The 24,262-nt window shown below is 69.8% G+C and carries 26 protein-coding genes; 15 read left to right on the top strand and 11 right to left on the bottom strand.

The window, feature by feature from the left end:
- Positions 1 to 25 precede the first annotated feature (25 nt).
- From ASC61_RS09170 to ASC61_RS09135, 8 genes are all read left to right on the top strand, one after another.
- The gene (locus tag ASC61_RS09170) at positions 26 to 640 is read left to right on the top strand and encodes a TetR/AcrR family transcriptional regulator (RefSeq protein ID WP_056211180.1); all 615 of its coding nucleotides are present in this window, start codon (positions 26 to 28) and stop codon (positions 638 to 640) included.
- Positions 637 to 1,437: an SDR family NAD(P)-dependent oxidoreductase gene (locus ASC61_RS09165; RefSeq protein ID WP_056211177.1), complete on the top strand. Its 801-nt coding sequence runs from the start codon at positions 637 to 639 to the stop codon at positions 1,435 to 1,437. The genes ASC61_RS09170 and ASC61_RS09165 overlap by 4 nt, the downstream gene beginning before the upstream one ends.
- 53 nt (positions 1,438 to 1,490) lie before the next feature.
- Entirely contained in the window at positions 1,491 to 1,985 is a 495-nt protein-coding gene (locus ASC61_RS09160) for a PGPGW domain-containing protein (protein ID WP_056211175.1), read from the top strand.
- Positions 1,986 to 2,066: 81 nt separating this feature from the next.
- The gene (locus ASC61_RS09155; protein ID WP_056211172.1) at positions 2,067 to 2,480 is read left to right on the top strand and encodes a hypothetical protein; all 414 of its coding nucleotides are present in this window, start codon (positions 2,067 to 2,069) and stop codon (positions 2,478 to 2,480) included.
- Positions 2,477 to 3,883: a ferredoxin reductase family protein gene (locus tag ASC61_RS09150; protein WP_056211170.1), complete on the top strand. Its 1,407-nt coding sequence runs from the start codon at positions 2,477 to 2,479 to the stop codon at positions 3,881 to 3,883. The genes ASC61_RS09155 and ASC61_RS09150 overlap by 4 nt, the downstream gene beginning before the upstream one ends.
- Positions 3,884 to 3,887: 4 nt before the next feature.
- The gene (locus tag ASC61_RS09145) at positions 3,888 to 4,331 is read left to right on the top strand and encodes an FMN-binding protein (protein WP_056211168.1); all 444 of its coding nucleotides are present in this window, start codon (positions 3,888 to 3,890) and stop codon (positions 4,329 to 4,331) included.
- On the top strand, positions 4,328 to 5,134 hold the full coding sequence (locus tag ASC61_RS09140; RefSeq protein ID WP_235503521.1) for an FAD:protein FMN transferase: 807 nt from the start codon (positions 4,328 to 4,330) through the stop codon (positions 5,132 to 5,134). The genes ASC61_RS09145 and ASC61_RS09140 overlap by 4 nt, the downstream gene beginning before the upstream one ends.
- Positions 5,135 to 5,229: 95 nt before the next feature.
- On the top strand, positions 5,230 to 6,321 hold the full coding sequence (locus ASC61_RS09135; protein ID WP_056211165.1) for a Glu/Leu/Phe/Val dehydrogenase dimerization domain-containing protein: 1,092 nt from the start codon (positions 5,230 to 5,232) through the stop codon (positions 6,319 to 6,321).
- Here the strand turns inward: ASC61_RS09135 and ASC61_RS09130 are convergent, their stop codons facing one another.
- The 4 genes from ASC61_RS09130 to purF form a co-directional block, all read right to left on the bottom strand.
- A complete protein-coding gene (locus tag ASC61_RS09130) occupies positions 6,322 to 7,200 on the bottom strand; it encodes a hypothetical protein (protein WP_056211163.1) in 879 nt (292 codons plus the stop codon).
- Between the two features lie 71 nt (positions 7,201 to 7,271).
- Complete coding sequence (locus ASC61_RS19375; protein WP_082530552.1) at positions 7,272 to 7,442, bottom strand: DUF3073 domain-containing protein; 171 nt, start codon at positions 7,440 to 7,442, stop codon at positions 7,272 to 7,274.
- 99 nt (positions 7,443 to 7,541) lie between these two features.
- Positions 7,542 to 8,606: a phosphoribosylformylglycinamidine cyclo-ligase gene (purM, locus tag ASC61_RS09125; RefSeq protein ID WP_056211161.1), complete on the bottom strand. Its 1,065-nt coding sequence runs from the start codon at positions 8,604 to 8,606 to the stop codon at positions 7,542 to 7,544.
- The gene (gene purF, locus ASC61_RS09120) at positions 8,606 to 10,096 is read right to left on the bottom strand and encodes an amidophosphoribosyltransferase (RefSeq protein WP_056211159.1); all 1,491 of its coding nucleotides are present in this window, start codon (positions 10,094 to 10,096) and stop codon (positions 8,606 to 8,608) included. The genes purM and purF overlap by 1 nt, the downstream gene beginning before the upstream one ends.
- A 94-nt stretch (positions 10,097 to 10,190) precedes the next feature.
- Here purF and ASC61_RS09115 point away from each other — a divergent pair, with 94 nt between their 5' ends.
- From ASC61_RS09115 to ASC61_RS09105, 3 genes are all read left to right on the top strand, one after another.
- A complete protein-coding gene (locus ASC61_RS09115; RefSeq protein ID WP_056211158.1) occupies positions 10,191 to 11,756 on the top strand; it encodes a long-chain-fatty-acid--CoA ligase in 1,566 nt (521 codons plus the stop codon).
- A 190-nt stretch (positions 11,757 to 11,946) separates the two neighbouring features.
- On the top strand, positions 11,947 to 13,257 hold the full coding sequence (locus ASC61_RS09110) for a glycoside hydrolase domain-containing protein (protein ID WP_162243661.1): 1,311 nt from the start codon (positions 11,947 to 11,949) through the stop codon (positions 13,255 to 13,257).
- Positions 13,258 to 13,265: 8 nt separating this feature from the next.
- Positions 13,266 to 13,991: a glycerophosphodiester phosphodiesterase gene (locus tag ASC61_RS09105; RefSeq protein ID WP_056211154.1), complete on the top strand. Its 726-nt coding sequence runs from the start codon at positions 13,266 to 13,268 to the stop codon at positions 13,989 to 13,991.
- Here ASC61_RS09105 and ASC61_RS09100 read toward each other — a convergent pair.
- From ASC61_RS09100 to ASC61_RS09075, 7 genes are all read right to left on the bottom strand, one after another.
- The gene (locus tag ASC61_RS09100; RefSeq protein WP_056211153.1) at positions 13,988 to 14,446 is read right to left on the bottom strand and encodes an antitoxin VbhA family protein; all 459 of its coding nucleotides are present in this window, start codon (positions 14,444 to 14,446) and stop codon (positions 13,988 to 13,990) included. The genes ASC61_RS09105 and ASC61_RS09100 overlap by 4 nt on opposite strands.
- 101 nt (positions 14,447 to 14,547) lie before the next feature.
- Positions 14,548 to 14,901, bottom strand: coding sequence for a sterol carrier family protein (locus ASC61_RS09095; RefSeq protein ID WP_056211150.1), 354 nt, complete (start codon positions 14,899 to 14,901; stop codon positions 14,548 to 14,550).
- Positions 14,901 to 17,171 carry a phosphoribosylformylglycinamidine synthase subunit PurL gene (purL, locus tag ASC61_RS09090; protein WP_082530551.1) on the bottom strand — a complete coding sequence of 757 codons (2,271 nt, stop codon included), beginning with the start codon at positions 17,169 to 17,171 and terminating at the stop codon, positions 14,901 to 14,903. The genes ASC61_RS09095 and purL overlap by 1 nt, the downstream gene beginning before the upstream one ends.
- Positions 17,172 to 17,354: 183 nt before the next feature.
- The gene (locus tag ASC61_RS09085; RefSeq protein WP_056211148.1) at positions 17,355 to 18,431 is read right to left on the bottom strand and encodes an NADH:flavin oxidoreductase/NADH oxidase; all 1,077 of its coding nucleotides are present in this window, start codon (positions 18,429 to 18,431) and stop codon (positions 17,355 to 17,357) included.
- Positions 18,432 to 18,465: 34 nt separating this feature from the next.
- On the bottom strand, positions 18,466 to 18,621 hold the full coding sequence (locus ASC61_RS20070; RefSeq protein WP_200935416.1) for a hypothetical protein: 156 nt from the start codon (positions 18,619 to 18,621) through the stop codon (positions 18,466 to 18,468).
- A complete protein-coding gene (locus ASC61_RS09080) occupies positions 18,618 to 19,838 on the bottom strand; it encodes an NAD(P)/FAD-dependent oxidoreductase (RefSeq protein WP_056211146.1) in 1,221 nt (406 codons plus the stop codon). Before ASC61_RS09080 ends, ASC61_RS20070 begins: the two co-directional genes overlap by 4 nt.
- 61 nt (positions 19,839 to 19,899) lie before the next feature.
- Positions 19,900 to 20,616 (bottom strand): hypothetical protein, encoded by a 717-nt coding sequence (locus ASC61_RS09075; protein WP_056211144.1) that lies wholly within the window; start codon positions 20,614 to 20,616, stop codon positions 19,900 to 19,902.
- Positions 20,617 to 20,735: 119 nt separating this feature from the next.
- Between ASC61_RS09075 and ASC61_RS09070 the strand changes: the two genes are divergently transcribed.
- The 4 genes from ASC61_RS09070 to ASC61_RS19940 are packed head-to-tail and all read left to right on the top strand — an operon-like array spanning position 20,736 to position 24,139.
- Entirely contained in the window at positions 20,736 to 22,052 is a 1,317-nt protein-coding gene (locus tag ASC61_RS09070) for a hypothetical protein (protein WP_162243660.1), read from the top strand.
- A 49-nt stretch (positions 22,053 to 22,101) separates the two neighbouring features.
- Positions 22,102 to 22,818: an ABC transporter ATP-binding protein gene (locus ASC61_RS09065; protein ID WP_056211139.1), complete on the top strand. Its 717-nt coding sequence runs from the start codon at positions 22,102 to 22,104 to the stop codon at positions 22,816 to 22,818.
- The gene (locus ASC61_RS09060) at positions 22,815 to 23,543 is read left to right on the top strand and encodes an ABC transporter permease (RefSeq protein ID WP_056211137.1); all 729 of its coding nucleotides are present in this window, start codon (positions 22,815 to 22,817) and stop codon (positions 23,541 to 23,543) included. Before ASC61_RS09065 ends, ASC61_RS09060 begins: the two co-directional genes overlap by 4 nt.
- On the top strand, positions 23,540 to 24,139 hold the full coding sequence (locus tag ASC61_RS19940) for a TetR/AcrR family transcriptional regulator (protein ID WP_056211134.1): 600 nt from the start codon (positions 23,540 to 23,542) through the stop codon (positions 24,137 to 24,139). The genes ASC61_RS09060 and ASC61_RS19940 overlap by 4 nt, the downstream gene beginning before the upstream one ends.
- Positions 24,140 to 24,262: the final 123 nt, after the last annotated feature.

Raw genomic sequence — 24,262 nt, 5'->3', positions numbered from 1 at the left:
CACATCGCGCCGCTAGACTGCTGCCGTGGTCAGACCCAACGCAGGCACCAAGGGCGTCCCCCGCCTGGACCGGGAGACGCAGATCCTCGACATCGCGTCGGAGCAGTTCGGCACGCACGGGTTCGCCGCGACATCGGTCGCGACGGTCGCCGACAAGGCCGGCATCTCCAAGCCGCTGATCTACAACTACTTCGGCTCCAAGGAAGGGCTCTACGAAGCCTGCCTCGACCGCGGGGGCGCGTTGCTCGCCGACGAGATCGAACGCATCGCCCGCGGCGAGGCCGTCGGCATCGAGCGGGGCATGGCGACGCTGGCCGGGATGTTCACTCTGCTTGAGCCCCAGCCCTACCTCTGGCGCCTCTTCTTCGATCCCACCGCGCCCTCGACCGGCGCGATCGCCGACTCGATCAACGGCTACGCCGAGCGCATCGGCAAGCTCGCCGACGAAGGTGTCACCGAGCTCATGCGGCTCGCCGGCAACGACGACCCGCTCGACATCTCCGCCATGACCGCGGTCTGGCTCGGGATCGTCGACTCGCTGATGAACTGGTGGATGGAGCACCCCGAGGAGAGCGCCGAGCAGATGATGCAACGCTGCATGCGCCTGCTCACCGCGCTGTTCGGCGGCGACTCGGAGTGAAGCTCAGCGGCCAGACCGTCGTCATCACGGGCGCCTCCAGCGGCATCGGCGCCGAGGCCGCCCGCAAGGTCGCTCGCCTCGGGGCCACCGTGTGCCTGCTGGCCCGGCGCGCAGACGAGCTCGAGGACGTCCGCGCCTGCATCGAGACCGCGGGCGGGAGCGCGTACGCCTATGCCGTCGACCTCTCCGACGCCGCGGCGACCGACGCGGTCGCGGCGCAGCTGCTGGCCGAGCACGCGCGGATCGACGTCCTGGTCAACAACGCCGGACGATCCATCCGCAGGCCCGTCAAGGAGTCGCTTGACCGGGTCCACGACTACGAGCGCACGATGGCCATCAACTACTTCGGCGCCGTACGCCTGACGCTGGCGCTGGTCCCGCGATTCCTCGAGCAGGGCCACGGGCACGTCGTGGTCTCGTCGAGCATGTCGACCCAGGTGCCGATCCCGCTGTTCTCGGCCTATCTCGCCAGCAAGGCGGCGCTCGAGTCGTTCACCCGGTCGCTCACGGCCGAGCTCGGGCACGACGGCATCACGTCGACGACCGTCTACTTCCCCATGGTCCGCACCGAGATGTCGGGCGCAACGCCGATCTACCAGGCGATGCCGATGCTCAGTGCCGACAAGGCGGCCAACTGGCTCGTCAAGGCAATTGTCGACAAACCGACACGAGTTACGAGCCTGCCGGGGGCGATGGGTGAGCTCGGCATGGCCGCGCTGCCCGGCGTGGTCACCAAGGTCTCGCAGCCGCTGTTTCGCCGCATGGACAAGTCGCTGGCCAAACGGGTCAGGGACTAGCCCACCACGCGGCTGCAAGGATGGAGCATGGCCATCACGCAGATCGACGCCCTGTGACCGACAAGCCTGCGAGCCGCAAGCCCGCCAAGGCCGTCCGCCGACTGGTCCTCGAGATCGTCGGGTGGATCCTGGTGGTCGGCGGCATCGCCGCACTGGTGCTCCCGGGACCCGGGCTGCTGATGGTCGTGGGCGGGCTGGCGATCCTGTCCGAGCAGTACGAATGGGCCGAGCGACGGCTCGAGCCGGTCAAGGTCGTGGCCTACAAGGCCGCCGCCGACGGTGTGCAGACCTGGCCGCGCATCATCGCCAGCTGCTCCGGAGCTCTCGCGATCGCGGCGGTCGGCATCTACTGGGGGATCCGCCCCGACGCCCCGGGCTGGTGGCCGCTGCGTGAGAGCTGGTGGCTCATCGGTGGCTGGGGCACAGGCGCCACGCTGATCCTGTCGGCGCTCATCGCCCTCGCGTTCATCGTCTACAGCTTCCGTACGTTCCGCGGAGTCCCGGATCCCGAGGCGGCCGCCGAGCGAGCGGCCCGCGACGACGACTGACAGCCCGCTCACAGGTCGTCCTGCGGCGCACCTCAGGTCCGCTGCACATGCTGGGCACTCCCAAGGCACGGAGGAGCACCCATGAACGACGAGCAGAAGACCCCTGAGGACGAGCAGTCCACCACCGAGCAGGCAACGGTCGAGCAGCCGACCCCCGCACCCGCTGCGGCTCCCGAGGCCAGCACGAGGCAGGACACCAAGACCCCGGTGTTCTCCAGCCCGCGTACGCGCAACATCCTGTTGACCAGTGGCGCCGGACTGGCGCTGGCCGGCGGCGTCCTCGGCTTCGGCATCGGGCACGCGACCGCGGGCGGCGACGACGGCCGCGACGACCGGATGAGCCGGTTCGCCCCGGGCGACGGCCGGCCGGACTTCCGCGACCGGAACCACGAGTACGGCCAGCGCGGTGGCGGACCGGGCCAGGGCCCCGCATCCGGCAACCAGCCCGACAACCGGTCGGGCGACCAGCCGAACGGCGACAACGACCCGGCATGACGACCCTGACTGCGGGCGCTCGTCGGAACGCCTCGACCTACGCCGCGCGGGGCCGGCGGGCACGTCGTGACGCCGCCGCCCGGCTCGCTGCCATGGCGACGCTGTGGCTCGGCCTGCTGCTGGTGGCCTACTGGTGGGTGGCCGGCGGCGGCATCCGGGACCTCGGCAGCTGGGACTCCGCGCTCCTGTCGACCGGGCGCCTCACCGGGTTGATGGCGTCCGTGCTGCTTCTCGCTCAAGTGCTGCTGATGGCTCGCCTCCCGGTCCTTGAGCACGCGTTCGGCCAGGACCGACTGGCCCACCTCCACCGGCTGGTGGGCTTCACGTCGTTCACCCTGATGCTCACGCACGTCGTGCTGATCATCTGGGGGTACGCCGGAGGCACGATTCCGCGGGTGCCAGCCGAGACGTGGCGGATGACGATCGATGACCCGGGGATGCTGCTGGCCGTCGCCGGGGCCTGGTGCCTCGTCATGGTCGCGGTGACCAGCATCCGCGCAGCGCGGGCGCGCCTTCGTTACGAGTCGTGGCACCTGCTGCACCTGTACGCGTACCTCGGCGTGGGTCTCGCGCTGCCCCATCAGCTCTGGACCGGGCAGGAGCTCCTCGCCTCGAAAGCGTCCACGGTGTTCTGGTGGAGCGCGTGGGCGACGGCTGCGCTGGCGATCGTCGTGTTCCGGGTGGCACTGCCGGTCCAGCGCTCACTCGCCCATCGCGTGCGCGTGTCGTCCGTCGTGGCCGAGAGCCCTGACGTCGTGTCGGTCCACCTGACCGGCCGCGGCCTCGACAGGCTGCACGCCGAGGCCGGCCAGTTCTTCGTCTGGCGGTTCCTCGACGGCGCCGGACGTACGCGCGGCAATCCGTACTCGCTCTCCGCCGCCCCGACCGACGACACCCTCCGCATCACGGTGAAGGACCTCGGTGACGAGAGTCGCCGGCTGCGGACCCTTGCGCCGGGCACTCGCGTGATGTTCGAGGGGCCGTACGGACGCCTCGGCGACCGCGCCCGCACCCGCGACAAGCTCGCGTTCATCGGAGCGGGCGTCGGCATCACACCGTTGCGCGCCCTCGGCGAAGCGCTCGACTACCAGCCGGGCGAGGCGGTCCTGCTGCAGCGCTACCGCGACGAGCCGCTCATGTCGGCCGAGCTGCAGGACCTGGCCCGCACCCGCGGCCTGGAGCTGCTGTGGCTGCCGGGACACCGCCGCTCCAGCGACTCATGGCTCGGAGCGCACGCCGGCGACGCTGACGACCGTACGTCGCTGACGTTCTGGGTGCCCGACATCGACGAGCGCGACGTGTACGTCTGCGGTCCGACCGCGTGGACCGACGAGGTCGTGCGCACCCTCACTGCGGCCGGCGTCCCGCCGGAGCAGATCCACCTCGAGACGTTCAGCTGGTGACCGCATGAAGCGCATCGTCCTCTGGTTGCTCAGCACCGTGACCACCGTCGTGCTGCTGTTCGGCTATCACACGTCCACCGCCGGACCGGCTGCGACGAGCGTCCTCGCTCCCCCGGTTGCCGGGTCCTCGTCCAGCTCGAGCACCAGCTCCGACACCGGCTCCACCACGAGCGGCACGACGTACACGGGGCCGTCGACCGACACGCAGTGGGGACCGGTCCAGGTCGCCATCACCGTGACGAACGGCAAGATCACCGACGTGACGGTGCCGGTCTACCCGAACGGCAACGGACGCGACGCCGAGATCAATGCGTACGCCCTCCCGATCCTCACGAAGGCCACGCTGGAGTCCCAGGACGGCACGGTCGACATGATCAGCGGCGCGACCGTGACGAGCCAGGGCTATGCCACCTCCCTTCAGGGAGCGCTCGACAAGGCCGGGCTGTGACGACGCGACGGGTCGAGCACGTCATGGGAATGCCGGTGACGCTCGCTCTGCGCGGTCGTCACACGACTGATGCCGTGGCGGACCAGGCGTGGGTGACCGTCGTCGACTCGCTGCGCCAGGCGGACCGCATCTTCAGCACCTACCGGGACGACTCCGACGTCTCCCGCATCAACCGCGGGACGCTCTCGCTCGATGACGCATCGCCGGTCGTCCGCGAGGTGCTGGCCCTGGGCGCCGAGGCTGCCGTGGCATCGGGCGGGGCGTTCGACGTCTGGCGGATCGATGCCGAGGGCGTCACCTCGCTCGACCCCAGCGGCGTCGTGAAGGGCTGGGCGGTCGATCGCGCCGCCACGAGGCTGCGCGAGCTCGACGACACGGACTTCTGCCTCTCGGCGGGCGGCGACATGGTCTGTCGCACCGTCGTGCCCGGCGCGGGCCCGTGGCGCATCGGCCTCGAGAACCCCCACGACTCGACGCAGCTGCTCGGCCTCGTGCCGATTGCGGACGGTGCCGTGGCCACGTCGGGCACGCTGCATCGCGGTCAACACCTCGTCGACGCGCGCACCGGCCGGCCTCCATCCGGCATCGCCTCGGTCACGGTCGTCACGTCGTCCCTCACCTGGGCCGACATCGATGCGACCGCGGCATACGCGCACGGCATGGGCGCCGGGTCGTGGCTCGAGGGTCGCCCGGACCGCACCGCGCTCGTCGTGTGGCAGGACGGGACGACCACGGCGGTGCGCACTCCGCCGGAGGACCGTGCCGCACGGCCGCCGAAGTACGTCCTCCCGAGGCCTCGCTGAGCGGTAGAGTCTCTGCCAAGCCGCACCACCCCGCGGCTTCGCCGATGGAAGTGCCCACCAACGCACCTCCGCCATCCACGACAGAGAGCACTACCGTGACCGACTCCAGCAGCAGCGCGCCCTCCGCCTTCGGCAGCCGACATGAACAAGTCGTCTTCTGCCACGACGAGGCCTCGGGCCTCAAGGCCATCATCGCGATCTACTCCACCGCCCTCGGCCCTGCCCTGGGCGGCACCCGCTTCTACCCGTACGCCTCCGAGCAGGACGCGCTGACCGACGTCCTCAACCTGTCACAGGGCATGGCCTACAAGAACGCGCTCGCGGGTCTCGACCTCGGCGGCGGCAAGGCCGTCATCATCGGCGACCCGACGAAGATCAAGACCGAGGCGCTGCTGCGTGCGTACGGCCGCTTCGTGCAGACCCTCGGCGGTCGCTACTACACGGCGTGCGACGTCGGCACGTTCAGCCCCGACATGGACATCATCGCCCGTGAGTCCGACTTCGTGACCGGCCGCACGGTCGAGCACGGCGGCGCCGGCGACTCCTCGGTGCTCACCGCCTTCGGTGTCTACCAGGGCATGCGCGCCTCGGCGCAGCACCTCTGGGGCGACACCTCCCTGGCTGGCAAGCGCGTCGGCGTGGCCGGCGTCGGCAAGGTCGGCAAGCACCTCGTCGGTCGTCTGGTCGAGGAGGACGCCCAGGTCGTCGTCACCGACGTCAACGCCGATGCGGTCGCCGCCCTCAAGCAGACCTACCCCTCGATCACGTCGGTCGTCGACACGGACGCGCTGATCCGCGAACCGCTCGACATCTACGCTCCCTGCGCCCTCGGCGGCGCCCTCAACGACGAGTCGATCGAGGCATTGACCGCGACGATCGTGTGTGGCGCGGCCAACAACCAGCTGGCCCACGAGGGCATCGAGAAGCGCCTCGACGAGCGCGGCATCACGTATGCGCCCGACTACTGCGTCAACTCCGGCGGTGTCATCCAGGTCGCCGACGAGCTCGAGGGCTTCGTCTTCGATCGGGCCAAGATGCGCGCCACGACGATCTTCGACACGACGCTGGGTGTGCTCGAGCGCGCCAAGTCCGAAGGCGTGCCGCCGTCGATCGCCGCCGACCGCATGGCCGAGCAGCGCATGCGCGAGGTCGGCCGGCTCCGCTCGGTCTGGCTGCCGACCAGCTGATCAGGCCTGGTCCAACGACCAGCTGAACCAGTCGGAGCCCACCAAGGCATGGAGCTCCGCGCCGCGGCCGACGACGAACGTGTCCTCCGGGAGTCGTCGGCCGTCCGGCATGGTCAGCCGCCCGGTCGCCTGCACGTCGAGCTCGTCGTCGCCGAGCGACCCGACGACGAGCCGATCGCGGTCCTGGTAGCCGCCGAAGAGCGCCACGGAGTCGCCGCTCACGACGATCGCCGTCGCGCCCGTCACGTCGTTGACCCACCTTCGCACTGCTCCGTCACGAATGCGCACGACATCGAAGCTGGAGTAGGGGCAAGCCCAGACGTCGCCGCCCGTGACGTTGAGGGCATAGCAGTCGTCGATGGACTCCTGCTGCTGAGCCGGATACTCCCACCTCACCTGGAGGTCCGACGAGAACCGGACGATCCCTGCCGAGCCGATGGGCTCCGGGCCCGGGCTGCCCCAACCGTCGTTGCCGAAGATGCCCTCGTCGAAGTAGCCGACCCAGATGCCGCCGTCAGCCGACGTCTGCACGTGCTCGATCCCGTCGCCGAGGCAGCCCGCCAATTCCAACGAGCCGTCAGAGGCGTAGACGTACGCGTTGTCCTCAGCCAACCCGTCCCGCCACTCGGCACGCGAGCCCACGACGACGAACCGTCCGTCGGGCAGGGGCTGGAGCGTCCAGTCACTCGGCGGCCACTCCTGCAGCACGACGGCATCGCGATCTGCCACCTGGACCGCCGCGATCCCGTCTCCGCCCCACAGCATCACGGGCCGCCCGAGGTGGTCGACGCTGAACGCGTCCAACCTCTCGCCGGCGACCGGTGGGGTCAGCGAGCCGCGGTGACGCAGCTCGAAGCGCGTGCGGGACCGACGAAACATCCAGACAGGCTATCCGCCTGTCGGATCACCGGCCTGTGGGCCGGACGAAGCGAGAATGAGGGTCCGGGCGCCTAGGAGGCGGCCGGGTCTTCTCGGTCCAGGTCGCGATACTGAGGGGGAATCGGTTCGCCCGACTCACCGTGGAGCTCACGCTGCAGAGTGTTGAAGTCCGTGTCAGGTGTCCGGTACTTCAAGTCGCGAGCGACTTTGGTCTGTTTGGCTTTCGCACGGCCGCGCCCCATGGGTCGACCCCCTCGCAGAAAAGTAGTCAGTATGTCGTGCGACAAGCGTACCCAAAGGTGACAACAAATCCGTCATCGACCCCCCAGAGACGGCGTGTCTCAGTCGTGCGTCCCGCTCAGGGTGACGCTGCCACCCTCACCGTGCACACCCGCAGCGGCGATGTCACCGGCGATCCAGGCGTCGATGCCGCGCTCGGCGAGCAGGCGGATGGCGGCATCAGCCGCGTCGGGGGCGACGAGGGCGACCATGCCGACCCCCATGTTGAGCGCCTGGTCGAGGTCGGCCTGCGCGACGCCACCGAGCGAGCCGACGAGGCCGAACACGGGCTGCGGCGACCAGGTCGAACGGTCGACGCGCACGGAGACGGTGTCGGGGACCACGCGCGCGAGGTTGGCGGCAAGTCCGCCGCCGGTGATGTGCGACATCGCGTGCACCTCGACAGCGTCCGCAAGGGCGAGGCACGGCAGCGTGTAGAGGCGCGTCGGCGTCAGCAGCTCCTCGCCGAGCGTACGGCCGAAGTCGGGGACATGGCGGTCAAGCTCCCAGCCGGCTCGCTCGAAGAACACGTGACGCACCAAGGAGTAGCCGTTGGAGTGCAGGCCGCTCGAGGCCATCGCGATGACGACGTCCCCAGGGCGTACGAGCTCGGCACCCAGCAGCTTGTCGGCCTCGACGACGCCAGTCGTAGAACCGGCGATGTCGTACTCGTCGGGCGCCAGCAGGCCCGGGTGCTCAGCGGTCTCGCCGCCGAGCAGGGCGGTGCCGCTCTCGGCGCACGCCTGGGCGACGCCCTTGACGATGTCGGCGATGCGCTCGGGGACGACCTTGCCGCAGGCGATGTAGTCGGTCATGAACAGCGGCTCCGCGCCGCACACCACCAGGTCGTCGACCAGCATGCCGACGAGGTCGAAGCCGATCGTGTCGTGCTTGTCCATGCGCTGCGCGATCTGCACCTTGGTGCCGACCCCGTCCGCGGAGGTGGCGAGCAGGGGGCGCGTGTACGACTTGAGGGCTGTCGCGTCGAACAGTCCGGCGAAGCCACCGATGCCACCGACGACCTCAGGACGACGGGCCTTCTCGACCCACTCCTTCATGAGCTCGACCGCGCGGTCGCCCTCCTCGATCGAGACCCCCGCGCTGGCGTAGGACGTGGGCTCGCCCATCAGAGGACCTCGAGGGGCAGGGTGTCCTGGACCTCGAGCAGATGCTTGCCGATGAGGTCGTCCTCGGGCAGCGCCACGGGATAGATGCCGTCGAAGCAGGCCCGGCAGAGGTTGTCCTTGGGCACGTTGGTCGCCTCGACGAGCTGGTCGAGCGTGACGTAGGCCAGGGAGTCGGCGCCGATCGACCGGCAGATCTCGTCGACCGAGATGCCGTTGGCGATCAGCTCGGCACGCGAGGCGAAGTCGATGCCGTAGAAGCAGGGCCACTTGACCGGCGGCGACGAGATGCGGACATGCACCTCGGCGGCCCCGAACTCGCGCAGCATGCGGACGAGGGCCCGCTGCGTGTTGCCGCGGACGATGGAGTCGTCGACGACCACGAGCCGCTTGCCGGCGATGACGTCGCGGAGCGGGTTGAGCTTGAGCCGGATGCCCAGCTGGCGCAGCGTCTGCGAGGGCTGGATGAAGGTGCGGCCGACGTAGGAGTTCTTGACCAGCCCGTGACCGAACGGGATGCCGCTCTCCTCGGCGTAGCCGATCGCCGCGGGGGTGCCGGACTCCGGCACCGGGATGACGAGGTCGGCGTCGACCGGGAACTCGCGCGCCAGGCGACGGCCGATCTCGGCACGCACGGAGAAGACCCGCTGGTCGGAGATCGTGGTGTCGGGACGGGCGAGGTAGACGTACTCGAACACACAGCCCTTGGGCTCGGGCTTGGCGAAGTGCTCGGTGCGCAGGCCCTTCTCGTCGATCGCGATGAACTCGCCGGGCTGCACCTCGCGGATGAACGAGGCGCCGACGATGTCGAGGGCTGCGGTCTCGCTCGCGACGACCCAGCCGCGCTCGAGCCGGCCGAGCACGAGGGGGCGGATGCCTTGCGCATCACGCGCGGCGTAGAGCGTGTTCTCGTCCATGAAGACCAGCGAGAACGCGCCGCGCAGCTTGGGCAGCACCTCGAGGGCGGCCTCCTCGACCGAGCGGTCGGGGTAGGACGACAACAGGGTGGCCATGACCGAGGTGTCGGACGTGGCCGTCTCGCCCTTGCCGGCTGCCCGGCCCAGCTCGAGGTCGCGCTCGCGCAGCAGCTCGATGAGCTCGGCGGTGTTGGTCAGGTTGCCGTTGTGGCCGAGGGCGACCGAGCCGGCCGCCGTGGGGCGGAACGTCGGCTGGGCGTTGTGCCACACGCTGGAACCGGTCGTGGAGTAGCGGGCGTGCCCGATCGCGATCTCGCCCTTGAGCGACTCGAGCGTGGCCTCGTCGAACACCTGGGAGACGAGCCCCATGTCCTTGTAGACGAGGATCTGTCGGCCATTGCTGACCGCGATGCCGGCAGATTCCTGCCCACGGTGCTGCAGCGCGTAGAGGCCGAAGTAGGTCAGCTTGGCGACCTCTTCGCCGGGCGCCCAGACTCCGAAGACGCCACACGCGTCCTGGGGTCCGGCGTCCTGGGGATCGAGGTCGTGGGTCAGGCGTCCATCTCCGCGGGGCACGCTCCAAGTGTAGGGGCCGCAACCCTTTCGGACCCAATGCGTTTGCGGTGTCCCCTACGCTGTCGTGATCCACGTCACGTCGTCGAGGAGCGCCATGTCGATCGCCATCCCGCCCGCCACCTACCTGCCGGACTTCCTCGCGCATCGTGCCGACGAGCGGCCCGACAAGCCGTGCTGGATCTTCGGCGAACACACCTGGACGTGGGCCGAGGCGTGGGAGTCCGTACGCCGGACCGCCGGAGCGCTCCGGGCCGATGGCGTGGGCCGCGGCGACCGGGTCGCGATCCTCGCCAAGAACGATCCCGCCGTCCTCCAGGTCATCCTGGGCGGTTGCCAGCTGGGCGCCGCGACGACGGTCGTCAACTGGCGGCTGGCCGGGGACGAGCTCGACTACGTGCTGAACGACTGCGCGGCCGAGGTGGTGTTCGTCGGGCACCAGCTGCTGGAGCAGTTCGACGTCGTGCGCGACCGCCTCGAGCACGTCAGGAAGGTCATCGTGATCGGCGGTGACCATGACGAGCTCGAGGCCTGGCAGTCGGCGGCGACCCCGAACGACCGGGATCCGGCGGTCCAGCCCGACGACGTCTGCGTCGTGATGTACAGCTCCGGCACGACCGGCCGGCCCAAGGGCGTCCAGCTCAGCCAGCACGCCATGGTCGAGCACAGCGTCAACGGGCTGGGCGACGCGTCGTACGGCGAGGGCGACATGCTGCTGGTCGCGATGCCGATGTTCCACGTCGGCGGCACCTCGTACGCCTTGCAGGCCCCCGTCATCGGCGCGACGGCCTACATCGTGCCGGAGGTCGACGGCGCACTGCTGGCCGCCGGCGTCATGGCCGGCTGCACCCATGCCTTCCTCGTGCCCGCCGTCGTGACCGCCCTGATCGCCGCCGGTCCGCAGGTGATGGGCCTGTTCAGCAGGCTGAAGTCACTCGGCTACGGCGCCGCGCCGATGCCACTGCCGGTGCTCCGCGCAGCCATGGAGGCCTGGCCCGACACCGAGTTCCAGCAGGTGTACGGCATGACCGAGTTCGGCGGTGTCGTCACGGTGCTCAACGACGCCGCGCACCGCGATGCCGCCCACCCCGAGCGACTGGTGTCGGCCGGGCGACCGGTGCCGCACACCGAGATGCGGATCGTCGACCCCGTCTCGCTCGAGGACGTGCCGCAGGGCGAGTCCGGAGAGGTCTGGTTCCGTACGCCGCAGGCCACCATCGGCTACCTCGGCAAGCCCGAGGCCACCGCCGAGCTCATCACGCCCGACGGCTGGGTCCGCACGGGCGACCTCGGCCGGACCGACGAGGACGGCTTCCTGTTCATCGAGGACCGCATCAAGGACATGATCATCACGGGAGGGGAGAACGTGTACTCCCCCGAGGTCGAGCGGGTCCTCGCCGAGCACCCGGCGATCCAGGAGCTTGCGGTCATCGGTGTCCCGGACGACAGGTGGGGCGAGACCGTCAAGGCGGTCGTGGCGTTCAAGCCCGACCGGGCCGTGCCGGCCGAGGAGCTCATCGCGTTCGCCCGCGAGCGGCTCGCCGGCTACAAGACCCCGAGCTCGATCGACATCGTCGACGCGCTCCCGAGGAATCCGTCGGGCAAGATCCTCAAACGGGACCTGCGCAAGCCGTACTGGGGCGATCGCGCGCGGCAGGTGTGAGCTTCGACAGGCTCAACCGGCGAAAGGACAGCTCAACCGGCGACGGTGAACGTGGCCCCGATCATCCAGGGGAGGGACCGGGACCACGCCCGGCCCAAGCCTATCCCCGGTCGCGCGCACGACCGCAACCCCTGAGCCGGATATCCCTGACGTGGCGGGCCCTTGGCCGTACCCTCTAAGGATGCGCCTGGTGCCTTCCCCCACCTCGCGGCTCACGATCACCGGCATCCTGACCGGCCTGGCCGCGACCTTCCTGCTGTCCTCGCCCGCCTCTGCGGCGCCCCGAGCCCCCGGTGACTTCACCGGCCACGGCTTCGACGCGTGCGTCGCCCCCAACCAGTCGACGATGGACGCCTGGAACCTCCGCTCGCCGTTCACCGCGATCGGCATCTACGTCTCGGGCAGCTCTCGCTACTGCGGCGACGCCTACCAGCCCAACCTCAGCAAGGCGTGGGTCGCCACGAACGCCGCCAACGGCTGGCGCTTCATGCCGATCCACGTGGGCCGGCAGGCGCCGTGCTTCGTCAACAACCCCGACAGCCGGGTCCAGAAGAAGCGGATGTCCTACACCGTCTCACTGGCGCGCTCCCAGGCCCGCGAGGACGCCGCCGAGACCATCGCGGCCTTGGTCAAGTACGGCTTCGGGGCCGGGAGCTACTCCTACCTCGACCTCGAGTGGTACGCCCGGACAGCCAAGTGCGACAACGTCGTGCTGGAGTTCGTCGACGCGTGGACCGAGTACCTGCACGACCATGGCTACAAGTCCGGGGTCTATTCCAGCGGCTCGGCGGCGATCGCAGCGATCGATGCGGCCCGCACGTCCGAGCGCCCGAGCTTCACCAAGCCTGACCAGCTCTGGATCGCGTGGACCAACAAGGTCGCCGACACCGACGGCGGGCCCTATCTCGCCGACGACGGCTGGGCCGACCACCAGCGCATCCACCAGTACCACAACGGCGTGACCATGACGTACGGCGGCAAGTCGATCAACATCGACAAGGACTTCCTCGACGTCGGCAGGGGCTCGGTCGCGGTCAAGGACGCCAGGCCGTGCGGCGTGGCCATGTCGTTCACGTCCTATCCGCAGCTCTCGGTCGGCAGCAAGGGCCCCGAGGTCGCCGCCCTCGAGTGCCTGCTGCATGAGCAGGGCTTCCTGACCACGGTCAACGAGACGTTCGGCTCCGCGACGGCCAAGGCGATCGACGCGTTCCGCAAGACCAAGGGCTGGGCGCCGGTCGGCCACACCACACGGCCGACGTGGACCGCGCTGCTCTCGGCCGGACCGATCCCCCACGTGCTCAAGCAGGGCACCGTCGGGCTGTCGGTGTGGCGCCTCCAGAGGGCGCTGATCGCCGCCGGCCTGCACCCGCGGCTGACCGGCATCTTCGACTCCAGCACGATCACGGCGGTCAAGGCGTATCGCAAGGCCAACGGGCTGACGCAGTACTCGACGGCCGAGAAGTCCGTGTGGTCGCTGCTCCAGCGCGGCAAGCTCGGCTAGCCCTCCGCATGGCTCTCGTGTCGGCGCACCGCGGGGGTGCCGCAGACGACCGCACGGCGCAGAACACCCTGGCGGCGTTCGAGGCCGCGATCGCCCTCGGCTGCGACTTCGTGGAGTTCGACGTACGCCTGACCGCCGACGGCCGGCCGGTCATCTTCCACGACGACGAGATCGACGACGACTCGGTGCGCCGCTCGATCGCCAGGCACCGGCACGACGAGTTCTCGGCGTCGCGGCTCGTCGACCTCGACGCGGTGCTCGCCCTGATCCGCGGCCGGATCAGGGCGCATGTCGACCTCAAGGTGCGCGGCGACGAGATCGCGCTGGTCGAGCAGATCATCGATGCTCTCGGCACGGACCAGGCGATCATCACGACCGCCGAGGACTCGTCCGTCAGGCGCATACGCCGGTGGTCGAAGGTGCATGCGCCCGACCTGTTGGTCGGCCTGTCGTCGAGCGCCAGGGCGGGCACGAGCAACTGGTTCGTCAGGAAGCTCGTGAAGATCGAGTCGGCGTTCCCGCGGCTTCGGGTCCTGCTGAGCGGGGCCAATCTCGTGGTGTCGCACAAGGTCGTGGCGCGGCTGACCCTCAAGACGTACGCCCGCAAGCGGGGCCTGCCACTGCTGGTGTGGACGGTCGACCGTCAGGACGAGCTCGAACGTTGGATGAACGACCCGGACGTCTGGATGGTGACGACGAACTACCCGGCTCGCGCGATGGCTGCCCGGCGCTAGGCGGAGACGCCGCGGGTGACGCGGAGGAACTCCTCGACGGGGATGCGTCCCGAGACGTAGGCGGCGACGGCCTCTTCGCGGGTCATGCGGGACTCGGGCGTCAACGAGGCCACCGGCGCCGGCGCAGGCGGGGCCGGTGATGGCGCGGCCTGTTGCGGCGCGGCCCACGCCTGCTCGGCGAGCTGCTGCGCCCAAGGGCGGTCGATCGGCGGGCTCTGCGGCTGCACGACGTTCTCGTGACCGCCGAGCGACACCACGATCCCGACGGCGTAGTCCTGCGCGTCGATCTCACCGTTGGCGTAGGCGACCAGGAGGCGTACGGCCTCGCGGTCTGCCGGCCAGCCCTGCTGAGCAGAGGACCGCAGCGCCGCGACGACGGCTTCCCGTCGGGGTCCCGTGAGGCTCGAGAGCAGGTCGGACCACTGCTCGGCAGGATCGGTGTTGCCAGTCGTCATGAGTGCGCCTGATGGTGAATGTCGGTTTCCCTCCCTGACCGGAGAAGCATAACGGGACGGTTTGTCTTCTTGTGACGGTTTTGCCGGAACTGGGTGAAATCTCAGGCTTCATCGAGCGGCAGCAGCGGCGAGAGGTCGGATCGCTCACCCGAGGCGCGCACCGTGGCATCGGCCCACTGCAGGCGGCCGCGGCCCAGGGCGATCCAGGTCGGGGCGTCCATCTCGACCACCGCGGGCGGAGTGCCGCGCGTGTGCCGGGCGCCTGCGATGCACTGGACCGCCGCGAACGGCGGGATGCGGACCTCGACGCTGGCGCCCGGCGCCCGGGCCACGAGCAGCGCGACGAGGTGCATCGTCGCCGCCTTGAGGTCAGCCCGCGTCGGCTCGCCCTCGTCGAGCCGGCGGCAGATCGCCGCGAACTCCTCGTGCGACAGCGGCGTCGGCCTGCGAGCCATCAGGCGACGTGCGCGCCCAGGACCGCGGGGATCGTCGCCTGCCAGGCCGCCTTGAGCTCGGCGACCGGCACGCTGAACTGGCCGGCGACCTCGATGACGTCGCCGCCCGTACGTCCGACCGAGGCCAGCTCGACGCCGTGCTGCTCGGCCAGCGACACGAACTCGTCGTGCCGGTCCTCGGCGACGACGACCATCGCGCGGGCGGCCGACTCGCTGAAGAGATCGAGGAACGGGTCGTCGAGCTCGACCGTGACGCCGACGCCGTTGCGGAACGACGCCTCGGCGAGGGCGACCGCCAGGCCGCCGTCGGAGAGATCGTGTGCCGCCTCGACCACGCCGGTCTTGGCCGCCTCGACCATGAGGTTGGCCAGGGCGCGCTCGGCCTCGAGGTCCACGACCGGAGGCCGGCCGCCGAGGTGGCCGTGGACCACGTCGGCCCACGAAGACCCGGAGAGCTCGTCGCGCGTCTCGCCGAGCACCAGCACGTGGCTGCCCGCGGCGACGAAGCCCTGCGTGATGCGCGTGCGTACGTCGTCGATGACGCCCAGGATGCCGACGACCGGCGTGGGCAGGATCGGCGTCTCACCGGTCTGGTTGTAGAACGACACGTTGCCGCCGGTGACCGGGATGCCGAGCACCTCGCAGGCGTCCTTGAGGCCGTGCGTCGCCTGCTCGAACTGCCACATGACGTCGGGGTTCTCGGGTGAGCCGAAGTTGAGGCAGTCGGTGACGGCGAGGGGCAGGGCACCCGTCACGCCGACGTTGCGGTAGGACTCCGCGAGCGCCAGCTGCGCGCCGACGTAGGGATCGAGCTTGGCGAAGCGGCCGTTGCAGTCGGTCGACACCGCGACGCCGAGGTGGGTCTCGTCGTCGATGCGGATGACGCCGGCGTCCTCGGGCTGGGCCAGGACCGTGTTGCCCTGGACGTAGCGGTCGTACTGGTCGGTGACCCAGGACTTGTCGGCCAGGTTGGGCGAGGTGATCACCGCGACGACCTGGTCCCGGAGCTCGTCACCCGTGGCCGGGCGGGCGAGCTGCTCGGCACCGTCGACCTGCAGGGCGTCCTGCCACTCGGGGCGTGCATAGGGGCGGTGGTAGGTCGGGCCGTCGTGCGCGACCGAGCGGGGCGGCACGTCGACGACGGTCTGGCCGTGCCAGTCGATGACGAGGTTGTCGCCGTCGGTGACCTCGCCGACGACGACCGCCTCGACGTCCCACTTCTCGCAGATCGCCATGAACGCGTCGAGGTGGTGCGGCTCGACGACGGCCATCATGCGTTCCTGCGACTCGCTCATGAGGATCTCCTCGGGCGAGAGCGTCGAGTCGCGCAACGGGACAGTGTCGAGCTCGACATGCATGCCGCCGTCGCCGGCCGAGGCCAGCTCGCTGGTCGCGCAGGAGAGACCGGCGCCGCCGAGGTCCTGGATGCCGTTGACGACCTGGGCGCGGAACAGCTCGAGGGTGCACTCGATCAGGAGCTTCTCCATGAACGGGTCGCCGACCTGGACGCTGGGTCGCTTGGCCGGTCCGTCGGCGTCGAACGTCTCGGACGCGAGGACCGAGACGCCGCCGATGCCGTCGCCGCCGGTGCGGGCGCCATAGAGGACGACCTTGTTGCCGACGCCACTGGCGAAGGCGAGGTGCAGGTCCTCGTGGCGGAGCACGCCGACGCACAACGCGTTGACCAACGGGTTGCCGACGTAGGTGTCGTCGAACACGACCTCGCCGCCGATGTTGGGCAGGCCGAGGCAGTTGCCGTAACCGCCGACGCCGGCGACGATGCCGGGCATGACGCGGCGGGTGTCGAGCGCGTCGAGCGGGCCGAAGCGCAGCGGGTCCATGACCGCGACCGGACGCGCGCCCATCGCGAGGATGTCGCGGACGATGCCGCCGACGCCGGTCGCCGCACCCTGGTAGGGCTCGACGTAGGACGGGTGGTTGTGCGACTCGACCTTGAACGTTACGGCGTAGCCCTGGCCGATGTCGATGACGCCGGCGTTCTCGCCGATGCCGGCGAGGGTCTTGCCGAGGGGTGTCTCCTGCGGCAGGTCGCCGAACTTCTTGAGGTGCACCTTGGACGACTTGTAGGAGCAGTGCTCGCTCCACATCACCGAGTACATCGCCAGCTCGGCCCCGGTCGGGCGGCGGCCGAGGATCTCGCGGATGCTGTCGTACTCCTCCTCACGGAGGCCCAGCTCGGACCACGGCTGCGGCTTGTCCGGGGTGGCTTCGGCGACGGCGACGGTGTCCAGGCGGGGGGCTTCGCTCACACCCCGATCCTATCGGTCGTACCGGCGCCGCCGTACCGCCCGTTGAGCGGTGGAACAGCTCGAACCGCGAGGCCGCGCGTACGACCTGGGTCACCGCGACCGTGGCGGCGGTGAGCCTGGTCGAACCGCGACCGTGGCGGCGGTGAGCTGGGTCGAACCGCGAGGCCGCGCGTACGACCTAGGTCACCGCCAGGCGCCGCGGGCGTGCTGGGGCGGATAGGGCGCGTCCTTGGGTGCGACGCCGAGCTCGTGGGCGGCCCGCAGCGGCCAGGCGGGTTCGCGGATTGCGACCCGGCCGAGCATGACGACGTCGGCCGAGCCGTCGTGGAGCACCTGCTCCGCCTGCAGCGGTTCGGTGATCAGACCCACGGCCGAGACCGGGAGGCCGCTGACCTCGCGCACCTCACGGGCGAACGGCACCTGGTAGCCCGGGCCGATGTCGATCTTCTGGTGCGCCACGGCGCCGCCGGACGACACGTCGAGCAGGTCGACGTCGTGCTGCTTGAGCACGGCACCGAGCCGCGCGGTCTCCTCGACGTTCCACCCGCCGTCAGCCCAGTCCGACGCCGAGAGGCGTACGAACAACGGCTTGTCCCAGACCTGACGGACGGCGTCGACGATCTCGACGACCAGCCGCGTGCGGTTGTCGAACGTACCGCCGTAGCGGTCCGTGCGCTGGTTGGCGAGCGGCGAGAGGAACTCATGGAGGAGATAGCCGTGAGCACCGTGGACCTCGACGACGTCGAACCCCGCCCGGTCGGCTCGCACCGCAGCGTCCGCGAACGCCTGCGGCAGCCCGGCGACCTCCTCGGTCGTCATGGCCCGCGGCACCTCATAGCCCTCGAACGCCAGCGCCGACGGGCCCACCGCGGTCCAGCCCCCGTCGGCCTCCGGCACCGTGCCGTCACCTTCGGCGAACGGTGCCCACGTCGAGCCCTTGCGGCCAGCGTGCGCCAGCTGGATCCCCGCGACCGCACCCTGACCACGTACGAACTCGGCGATCCGACGCCACGGCTCGATGTGCGCGTCGGACCAGATGCCGGTGTCCTCGGGGCTGATCCGCCCTTCGGGCACCACGGCGGTCGCCTCGGTCATCACGAGTCCGAAGCCTCCGGTCGCGTGCTGGCCGAGGTTGACGAGGTGCCAGTCGTTGGGCATCCCGTCGCGATCGAAGCACGAGTACTGGCACATCGGCGCGAGCCAGATGCGGTTGCGGGCGGTGACGCCGCGCAGCGTCAGGGGCTCGAAGAGTTCAGGCACACCGACAACAGTAGGGAGCCACTCCCACCGTCAGTCAGACGCCACCGAGCCCGTAGCGGATCAGGAAGTCACGGTCGGGGTCACGATCACCGTCAGGGTCGGGCACCGGTTCGGTCTCGGCTGTCGTGATGGTGTCTTCGAGGCGTACGCGCTTGGGCAGGTGCTTGAAACGGTCCTGGTCGGGCGTCATCTCGGCACCACCTCGGTGAGCGGCACGTCGGGATCGGCGAGCCTCGCGCGATCCACGCTACTCCCGACGAGGGCCCGCAGGTCGTCGTTGACGTCCCAGACGTTGACGTTCATGCCGGCGGTGACGCGGTCGCCGTCGAGCCAGAACGCGATGAACTCACCGCTGGCCTTGTCTCCCCGGATCACGACGTCGTCGCTCGCGCTGCCACGGCCGACGTACTCCATCCCGAGGTCGAACTGGTCGGTGTAGAAGTAGGGCTGCCAGTCGTATGCGTCGTCGCGGCCCAGCACGGTGCGCCCGGCGAGCTGCCCCTGGCGGATCGCGTTGTCCCAGTGCTCGACCCGCAACCGGTCGCCGACGGTGGAGTTGTAGGCGTTGGCCACGTCGCCGGCGGCGTAGATCGCCGGGTCGGACGTGCGCAGGTGCTCGTCGACGACGATGCCGTTGTCGACCTCGAGCCCGGCCTCGGCGGCGAGCTCGGCGTTGGGGCTGATGCCGACGCCGACGATCACGAGGTCTGCCGCGAGCTCCTCGCCGCCCGCCTGGACGCCAGTGACCCGTCCGTCGGTGCCAGTGATCGCGGTGACCTCGACCGACGTGCGGAGGTCGACGCCGTTGCGCCGGTGGAGGTCGGCGAAGTAGGTCGCCAGCTCCTCACCCAGCACCCGGCCGAGCGGCAGCGGGGCGTACTCCAGGACCGTGACCTGCAGGCCGGCGGCACGTGCGGCGGCGGCCGTCTCGAGGCCGATCCATCCGGCGCCGATGATCACGACGCTCGAGGCACGTTGGTATGCCTCACGGATGCGGTCGCTGTCGCCGATGCGTCGCAACGACACCACGCCGTCGAGGTCCGCGCCCGGGACCTCGAGCGTGCGCGGCCGTGAACCCGTGGCGATCAGCAGGCGCTCGTACGGCACGCTGTCACCCGAGGCGAGTGCCACCGTGCGCGCCTCGCGGTCGATCGATGCCACGGCCTCACCGAACCGAGTCGCGACGTCGTGCTCGGCGTACCACTCCTCCCGGTGGACGAACAGGTCGTCCCGGGACCCGCTGCCCTGCAGATAGTCCTTGGACAGCGCCGGTCGCTCGTACGGGCGATCCGGCTCCTCGCCGATCAACGTGATGGCGCCGGTGTGCCCGGCCTCTCGCATGGACTCGACGGCCTTGGCCGCGGCCAACCCGGCTCCGACGACGACGATCCCTGGCGTGCTGCTCATGTGAGCCTCCTCCGGAGTGGTCCTGCCATCGATCATCCTCCGGGACTCAAGGTGGGCGCCTCTAGTCGCTGACGGCGGGGTCGAGCACCGCCGGCCGCCGGCGACCGCCGGGCAACCGGCCCGCGAGCGCGCCCAAGGGCTCGACGGCGCCGCTCAGGATGTTGACGGCGGAGTTGAGGTTGGGGATCGCGTTGCCCAAGGCCTCGAGCCGCGGGACGATCGCGTCGAACGTGGCGCCCAGCTCGATGAGCTGGTCGAGCGTGCCGCCGGGCGCCAGCAGCTTCTCGAGGATTCCCTGCTCGGCGAGCAGCTGGTCGATCAGGCCGCCCTCCGCGAGGATGCGGTCGATCGCGCCCTCCTCGGCGAGCAGCCGGTCGAGCGGGCCACCGGGAGCGAGCAGGCGATAGAGCGGGCCGTCCTCGCCCAGCGCCCGGTCCAGAGGCCCCCCGGCCTCCAACAGGCGTACGAACGGGCCTTCCTCATCGGCCATCCGGTCGAGCAGGCCGTCACGAGCCAGCGCCTTGCCGACCGGCCTGTCGTCGGCGGTCAGGTCGGCGAGGGTGTTGGCGAGCCCGATGGGCCCGCGCTCGTCGGCAAGGATCCGGTTGAGCTGCTCGAGCAGGCCACCCTCGCCGAAGATCTGCGCCAGCCGGGTGCCGTAGCCCCCCTCACGCAGGATCGGCCCCTGGGGCGACGCGAGCTGGCCGAGGCCGAGCGTCGCCTGCGTCGCGGCGACCGTCACGCGTACGGGGAGCAGGGCCAGTCCTCGGATGTCCATGCGTGAACAGTAGGACCATGACATCGGCGATGTCACGTAGTGCCGGCCGCGTGAACACTTCAAGACATCTCGTCGAAAACCCTCACCAGCACCCTGCGATCCCGCTAGGTTCCTTCGTCATGCCCACTCCCATGCGCAACTTCGCGGCCCTGACCGCCGCCGGCCTGGCCGTCTCGTGCCTGACCATGACCCCGGCCCACGCCGACACCTACGACGTCTCGTACGCGCCGACGCGATCCACGACGTTCAACGGCGCCGGTCTCACCCACCCCACCGACATCGCCGTCGATCCGAACCCCACGGCGGCGGATGACCCGTCGAAGTTCGCGATCGCGGAGTCCAACAACACGTTCTCGCGGGTCAAGGTCCTCAAGGACAATGAGTTCAACTCGACCGGATACGGCCTCGCCGACGGCTCGATCCTCGACACCAGCCGGTCGGGCCTGTCAGGACCGCAGGGCGTCAGCTACGACGCGAAGGGGCGGATCTGGGTCGCCGACTCCTCGACGGCAACCGTCAGCGTGTTCCCCAAGGACACCTCGAGCAGCTCGCCGTACACGACGATCGGCGGCATGAAGAACACCGGCCTCTCGTCACCCAGCGACGTGGCCGTGGCCGCCAACGGCGACGTCTACGTCGCCAACATCAACAGCACGAGCACGATCCGCGTCTACGGCGCAGGCCGTGGCGGCGACATCGAGCCCATCAGGACGATCACCGACGGGATCAACAACCCGACGAGCATCGTGATCGACAGCAAGGGCCTGATCTACGTCGCCAACCTCAACGGCGGGAACGGCAACGAGAACATCGCGATCTACGCCGCCAACACCGAGTCAGCCACGCCGCCGATTCGCACCATCACCGGCCCCAACACGCACCTGCACGGCGCCTCCTCGCTGGCGCTCGACTCCTCCGACAACCTCTACGTGACCAATGCGACCGACGGCAGCAACGGCTCCGTCACGGTCTTCGCTCCGGGCACCCAAGGCGACGCCTTCCCGATCAAGCGACTCAGCGGGGCTGGGATCTCGTACCCCACCGGTGTCGCAGTCGACACGAACCGCAACGTCCACGTCGTCAACGAGTACTCGACCGACGTCGCGAACGCGCCGTCAGTCTTCACGTTCGCTCCCCTGATCCCGCTCACGAAGCCGACGGCGGCGCGCAACATCAAGATCTCCGGTTCGTCGACGTCGTCGAGCCGCCGGGTCACTTGGAACTCCCCGATCAACAACGGTGGAACACCGATCACGAAGTACAAGGTCGTGGTCAAGAAGGGCACGACGACGCTCTACAACAAGGTCGTCACCACCCGGTCGTACACGCTGCTCCGCAGCAAGCTCAAGGCCGGCACCAACCGGGTCTACGTGTACGCCTTCAACAGGATCGGCGCCTCTTCGTCGGTCAGCAAGACGTTCACCGTCAAGAAGTAGGGCCGGGCCCCGGCTTGACCGAGCCTGGGCCAGATCTTATATTCAACGTATGTTGAATAGTCCAGCAGTCCAGATCGAGGGACTCACGGTCATCCGCGGCAGGACCACCGTGCTGCCCGACCTCACCGTGTCGGTCCCGCGCGGCTCCGTCACGGGACTGCTCGGTCCCAGCGGCTGCGGCAAGTCGACGCTGATCCGCGCCATCGCCGGCATCCAGGTCGTCAAGGCCGGCACCGTCACGGTGCTCGACGGGCCGGCCGGCCGCCCCGATGCCAGGCGACGCGTCGGCTACGTCACCCAGGCCAGCTCGGTCTATCCCGACCTGACCGTCATGCAGAACCTCCTCTACTTCGCCGCCCTCATCGGCAGCGACGAGGCGGCGGCACGCGAAGCCGTCGACAACGTCGGCCTCGCCGACAAGGCCGACGCCCTCGTGGCCGACCTGTCCGGCGGGCAGCGCACGAGGGTCTCGCTGGCCGCAGCGCTCCTGGCCGACCCGGAGCTCTACCTCCTCGACGAGCCGACCGTGGGCCTCGACCCCGTGCTGCGCCGCGACCTGTGGCAGCTCTTCAAGCGCCTCGCCGACCAGGGCAGGACGCTGCTCGTCTCGAGTCACGTCATGGACGAGGCCGGCCGCTGCGACCGCGTGCTCCTGATGCGCGAGGGCCGCATCATCGCCGACTCGACACCCGACGAGCTGCGCGCGGACACCGGCCAGGACGACCTCGAACAGGCCTTCCTGACCCTCGCCGAGGCGGCAGCATGACGAGGACGTTCGCCACGGCACGTCGGGTGCTGCAGCAGCTCGGCCACGACCCGCGCAGCATCGGCATGATCGTCGTCCTGCCGTCGGTGCTGCTGCTCCTGTTCAAGTACGTCTACGACGGCAACCCGGCGATCTTCAACCGCGTCGGCCCGCAGATGCTCGGCATCTTCCCGTTCGTCGTGATGTTCCTCGTGACGTCGGTGACCATGGTGCGTGAACGGACGTCCGGCACGCTCGAGCGGCTGCTGACGACGCCGTTGCGGCGTGGTGAGCTGATCGGCGGCTACGGCGTCGCGTTCGGCGCAGCGGCGCTCGGCCAGGCGCTCGTCACCTCTGCGGTCGCGATCTGGCTTCTCGACATGGAGGTCAACACACCGTGGGCCGTCGTGCTGTTCGCGGTCGTCGACGCGGTGCTGGGCACGGCCCTCGGCCTGCTGATGTCGGCGTTCGCGGTCACCGAGTTCCAGGCCGTCCAGTTCATGCCGCTCGTCGTCGTGCCGCAGCTGCTGCTCTGCGGGCTCCTCGCCCCCCGCGACTCGATGCCCGACGTCCTGCACCGGCTGTCCGACGCACTGCCGATGAGCTATGCAGCCGATGCGTTCAGCGAGCTGGGGTCGACGAGCGACTTCACCTCGACCCTGGTCACGGACCTCGTGATCCTTGTCGGCTGCTGCGCGCTGGCCCTGACGGGCGCCTCGCTGACACTTCGGCGTCGTACGCCGTGACGGCCAGACGTACGCGCGGGCGCCCGCCGGCCGGGGACGCGGCGGACCGACGCACCGCGATCCTCGACGCCGCCCGGGCCAACTTCGCTGCGCAAGGATTCAGCGGCACCTCGATGCGCGCGATCGCCCGCGACGCCGGCGTCGACGTGAGCCTGATCAGCCACTACTTCGGCGACAAGGCGGGCCTCCTCGTCGCGACGATGGAGCTGCCCGTCAACCCGGTCGAGAAGATCGCCTCGGTTATCGAGGACGGCCCCGACGGCATGGCAGAACGCCTCCTGCGCACGTTCCTCACCGCCTGGGATCCCCACCGCGACGTCTTCAGCTCGATGTACCGCACGACACTGAGCACGCAGGACTCCCAGGCGCCGATGCTGCAGCTGGCCCGCGAGGTGCTCATCGCGTCGCTCCTCAAGGTGCTCGAGGGCGACGACCGCGAGCTGCGTGCGGCACTCATCGCGAGCCAGCTGATCGGCATGGCGACACTGCGCTACGTCGTGCAGATGCCGCCCCTCACGGAGGCGCCGATCGAGGAGGTCGTACGCCTCCACGCTCCCGCGATGCAGGTGCTCATCGGCTCCGGGGCACGCCCGTAGGAGCCGCGGCGCAGCCCGGTCGAACCGGTACATCCGTACCGGTTCGCCACAGATTGTCGCAATGTCGTCCGCGCAGGCTGCCCGCCTGCTAGCGTTGCCAATCATCTAGACCTTTGCTTGGTG

The sequence above is a fragment of the Aeromicrobium sp. Root344 genome (genome assembly GCF_001425755.1).
Taxonomy (GTDB): Bacteria; Actinomycetota; Actinomycetes; order Propionibacteriales; family Nocardioidaceae; genus Aeromicrobium.
The sequence above is the reverse complement of the archived record's forward strand: the minus strand, read 5'-3'. Positions and strand labels throughout refer to the sequence as shown.

What these genes read in the sequence shown, in the direction of transcription:
- ASC61_RS19375 (WP_082530552.1), bottom strand. Translation starts at nt 7,442, where the DNA reads ATGGGGCGCGGCCGTGCGAAAGCCAAACAGACCAAAGTCGCTCGCGAC.
- ASC61_RS09065 (WP_056211139.1), top strand. Translation starts at nt 22,102, where the DNA reads ATGTTGAATAGTCCAGCAGTCCAGATCGAGGGACTCACGGTCATCCGC.
- purM (WP_056211161.1), bottom strand. Translation starts at nt 8,606, where the DNA reads ATGGGCGAGCCCACGTCCTACGCCAGCGCGGGGGTCTCGATCGAGGAG.
- ASC61_RS09115 (WP_056211158.1), top strand. Translation starts at nt 10,191, where the DNA reads ATGTCGATCGCCATCCCGCCCGCCACCTACCTGCCGGACTTCCTCGCG.
- ASC61_RS09100 (WP_056211153.1), bottom strand. Translation starts at nt 14,446, where the DNA reads ATGACGACTGGCAACACCGATCCTGCCGAGCAGTGGTCCGACCTGCTC.
- ASC61_RS09150 (WP_056211170.1), top strand. Translation starts at nt 2,477, where the DNA reads ATGACGACCCTGACTGCGGGCGCTCGTCGGAACGCCTCGACCTACGCC.
- ASC61_RS09075 (WP_056211144.1), bottom strand. Translation starts at nt 20,616, where the DNA reads ATGGACATCCGAGGACTGGCCCTGCTCCCCGTACGCGTGACGGTCGCC.
- ASC61_RS09130 (WP_056211163.1), bottom strand. Translation starts at nt 7,200, where the DNA reads ATGTTTCGTCGGTCCCGCACGCGCTTCGAGCTGCGTCACCGCGGCTCG.
- ASC61_RS09080 (WP_056211146.1), bottom strand. Translation starts at nt 19,838, where the DNA reads ATGAGCAGCACGCCAGGGATCGTCGTCGTCGGAGCCGGGTTGGCCGCG.
- ASC61_RS09145 (WP_056211168.1), top strand. Translation starts at nt 3,888, where the DNA reads ATGAAGCGCATCGTCCTCTGGTTGCTCAGCACCGTGACCACCGTCGTG.
- ASC61_RS09070 (WP_162243660.1), top strand. Translation starts at nt 20,736, where the DNA reads ATGCCCACTCCCATGCGCAACTTCGCGGCCCTGACCGCCGCCGGCCTG.
- ASC61_RS09060 (WP_056211137.1), top strand. Translation starts at nt 22,815, where the DNA reads ATGACGAGGACGTTCGCCACGGCACGTCGGGTGCTGCAGCAGCTCGGC.
- ASC61_RS09105 (WP_056211154.1), top strand. Translation starts at nt 13,266, where the DNA reads ATGGCTCTCGTGTCGGCGCACCGCGGGGGTGCCGCAGACGACCGCACG.
- ASC61_RS09155 (WP_056211172.1), top strand. Translation starts at nt 2,067, where the DNA reads ATGAACGACGAGCAGAAGACCCCTGAGGACGAGCAGTCCACCACCGAG.
- ASC61_RS09095 (WP_056211150.1), bottom strand. Translation starts at nt 14,901, where the DNA reads ATGGCTCGCAGGCCGACGCCGCTGTCGCACGAGGAGTTCGCGGCGATC.
- ASC61_RS20070 (WP_200935416.1), bottom strand. Translation starts at nt 18,621, where the DNA reads ATGACGCCCGACCAGGACCGTTTCAAGCACCTGCCCAAGCGCGTACGC.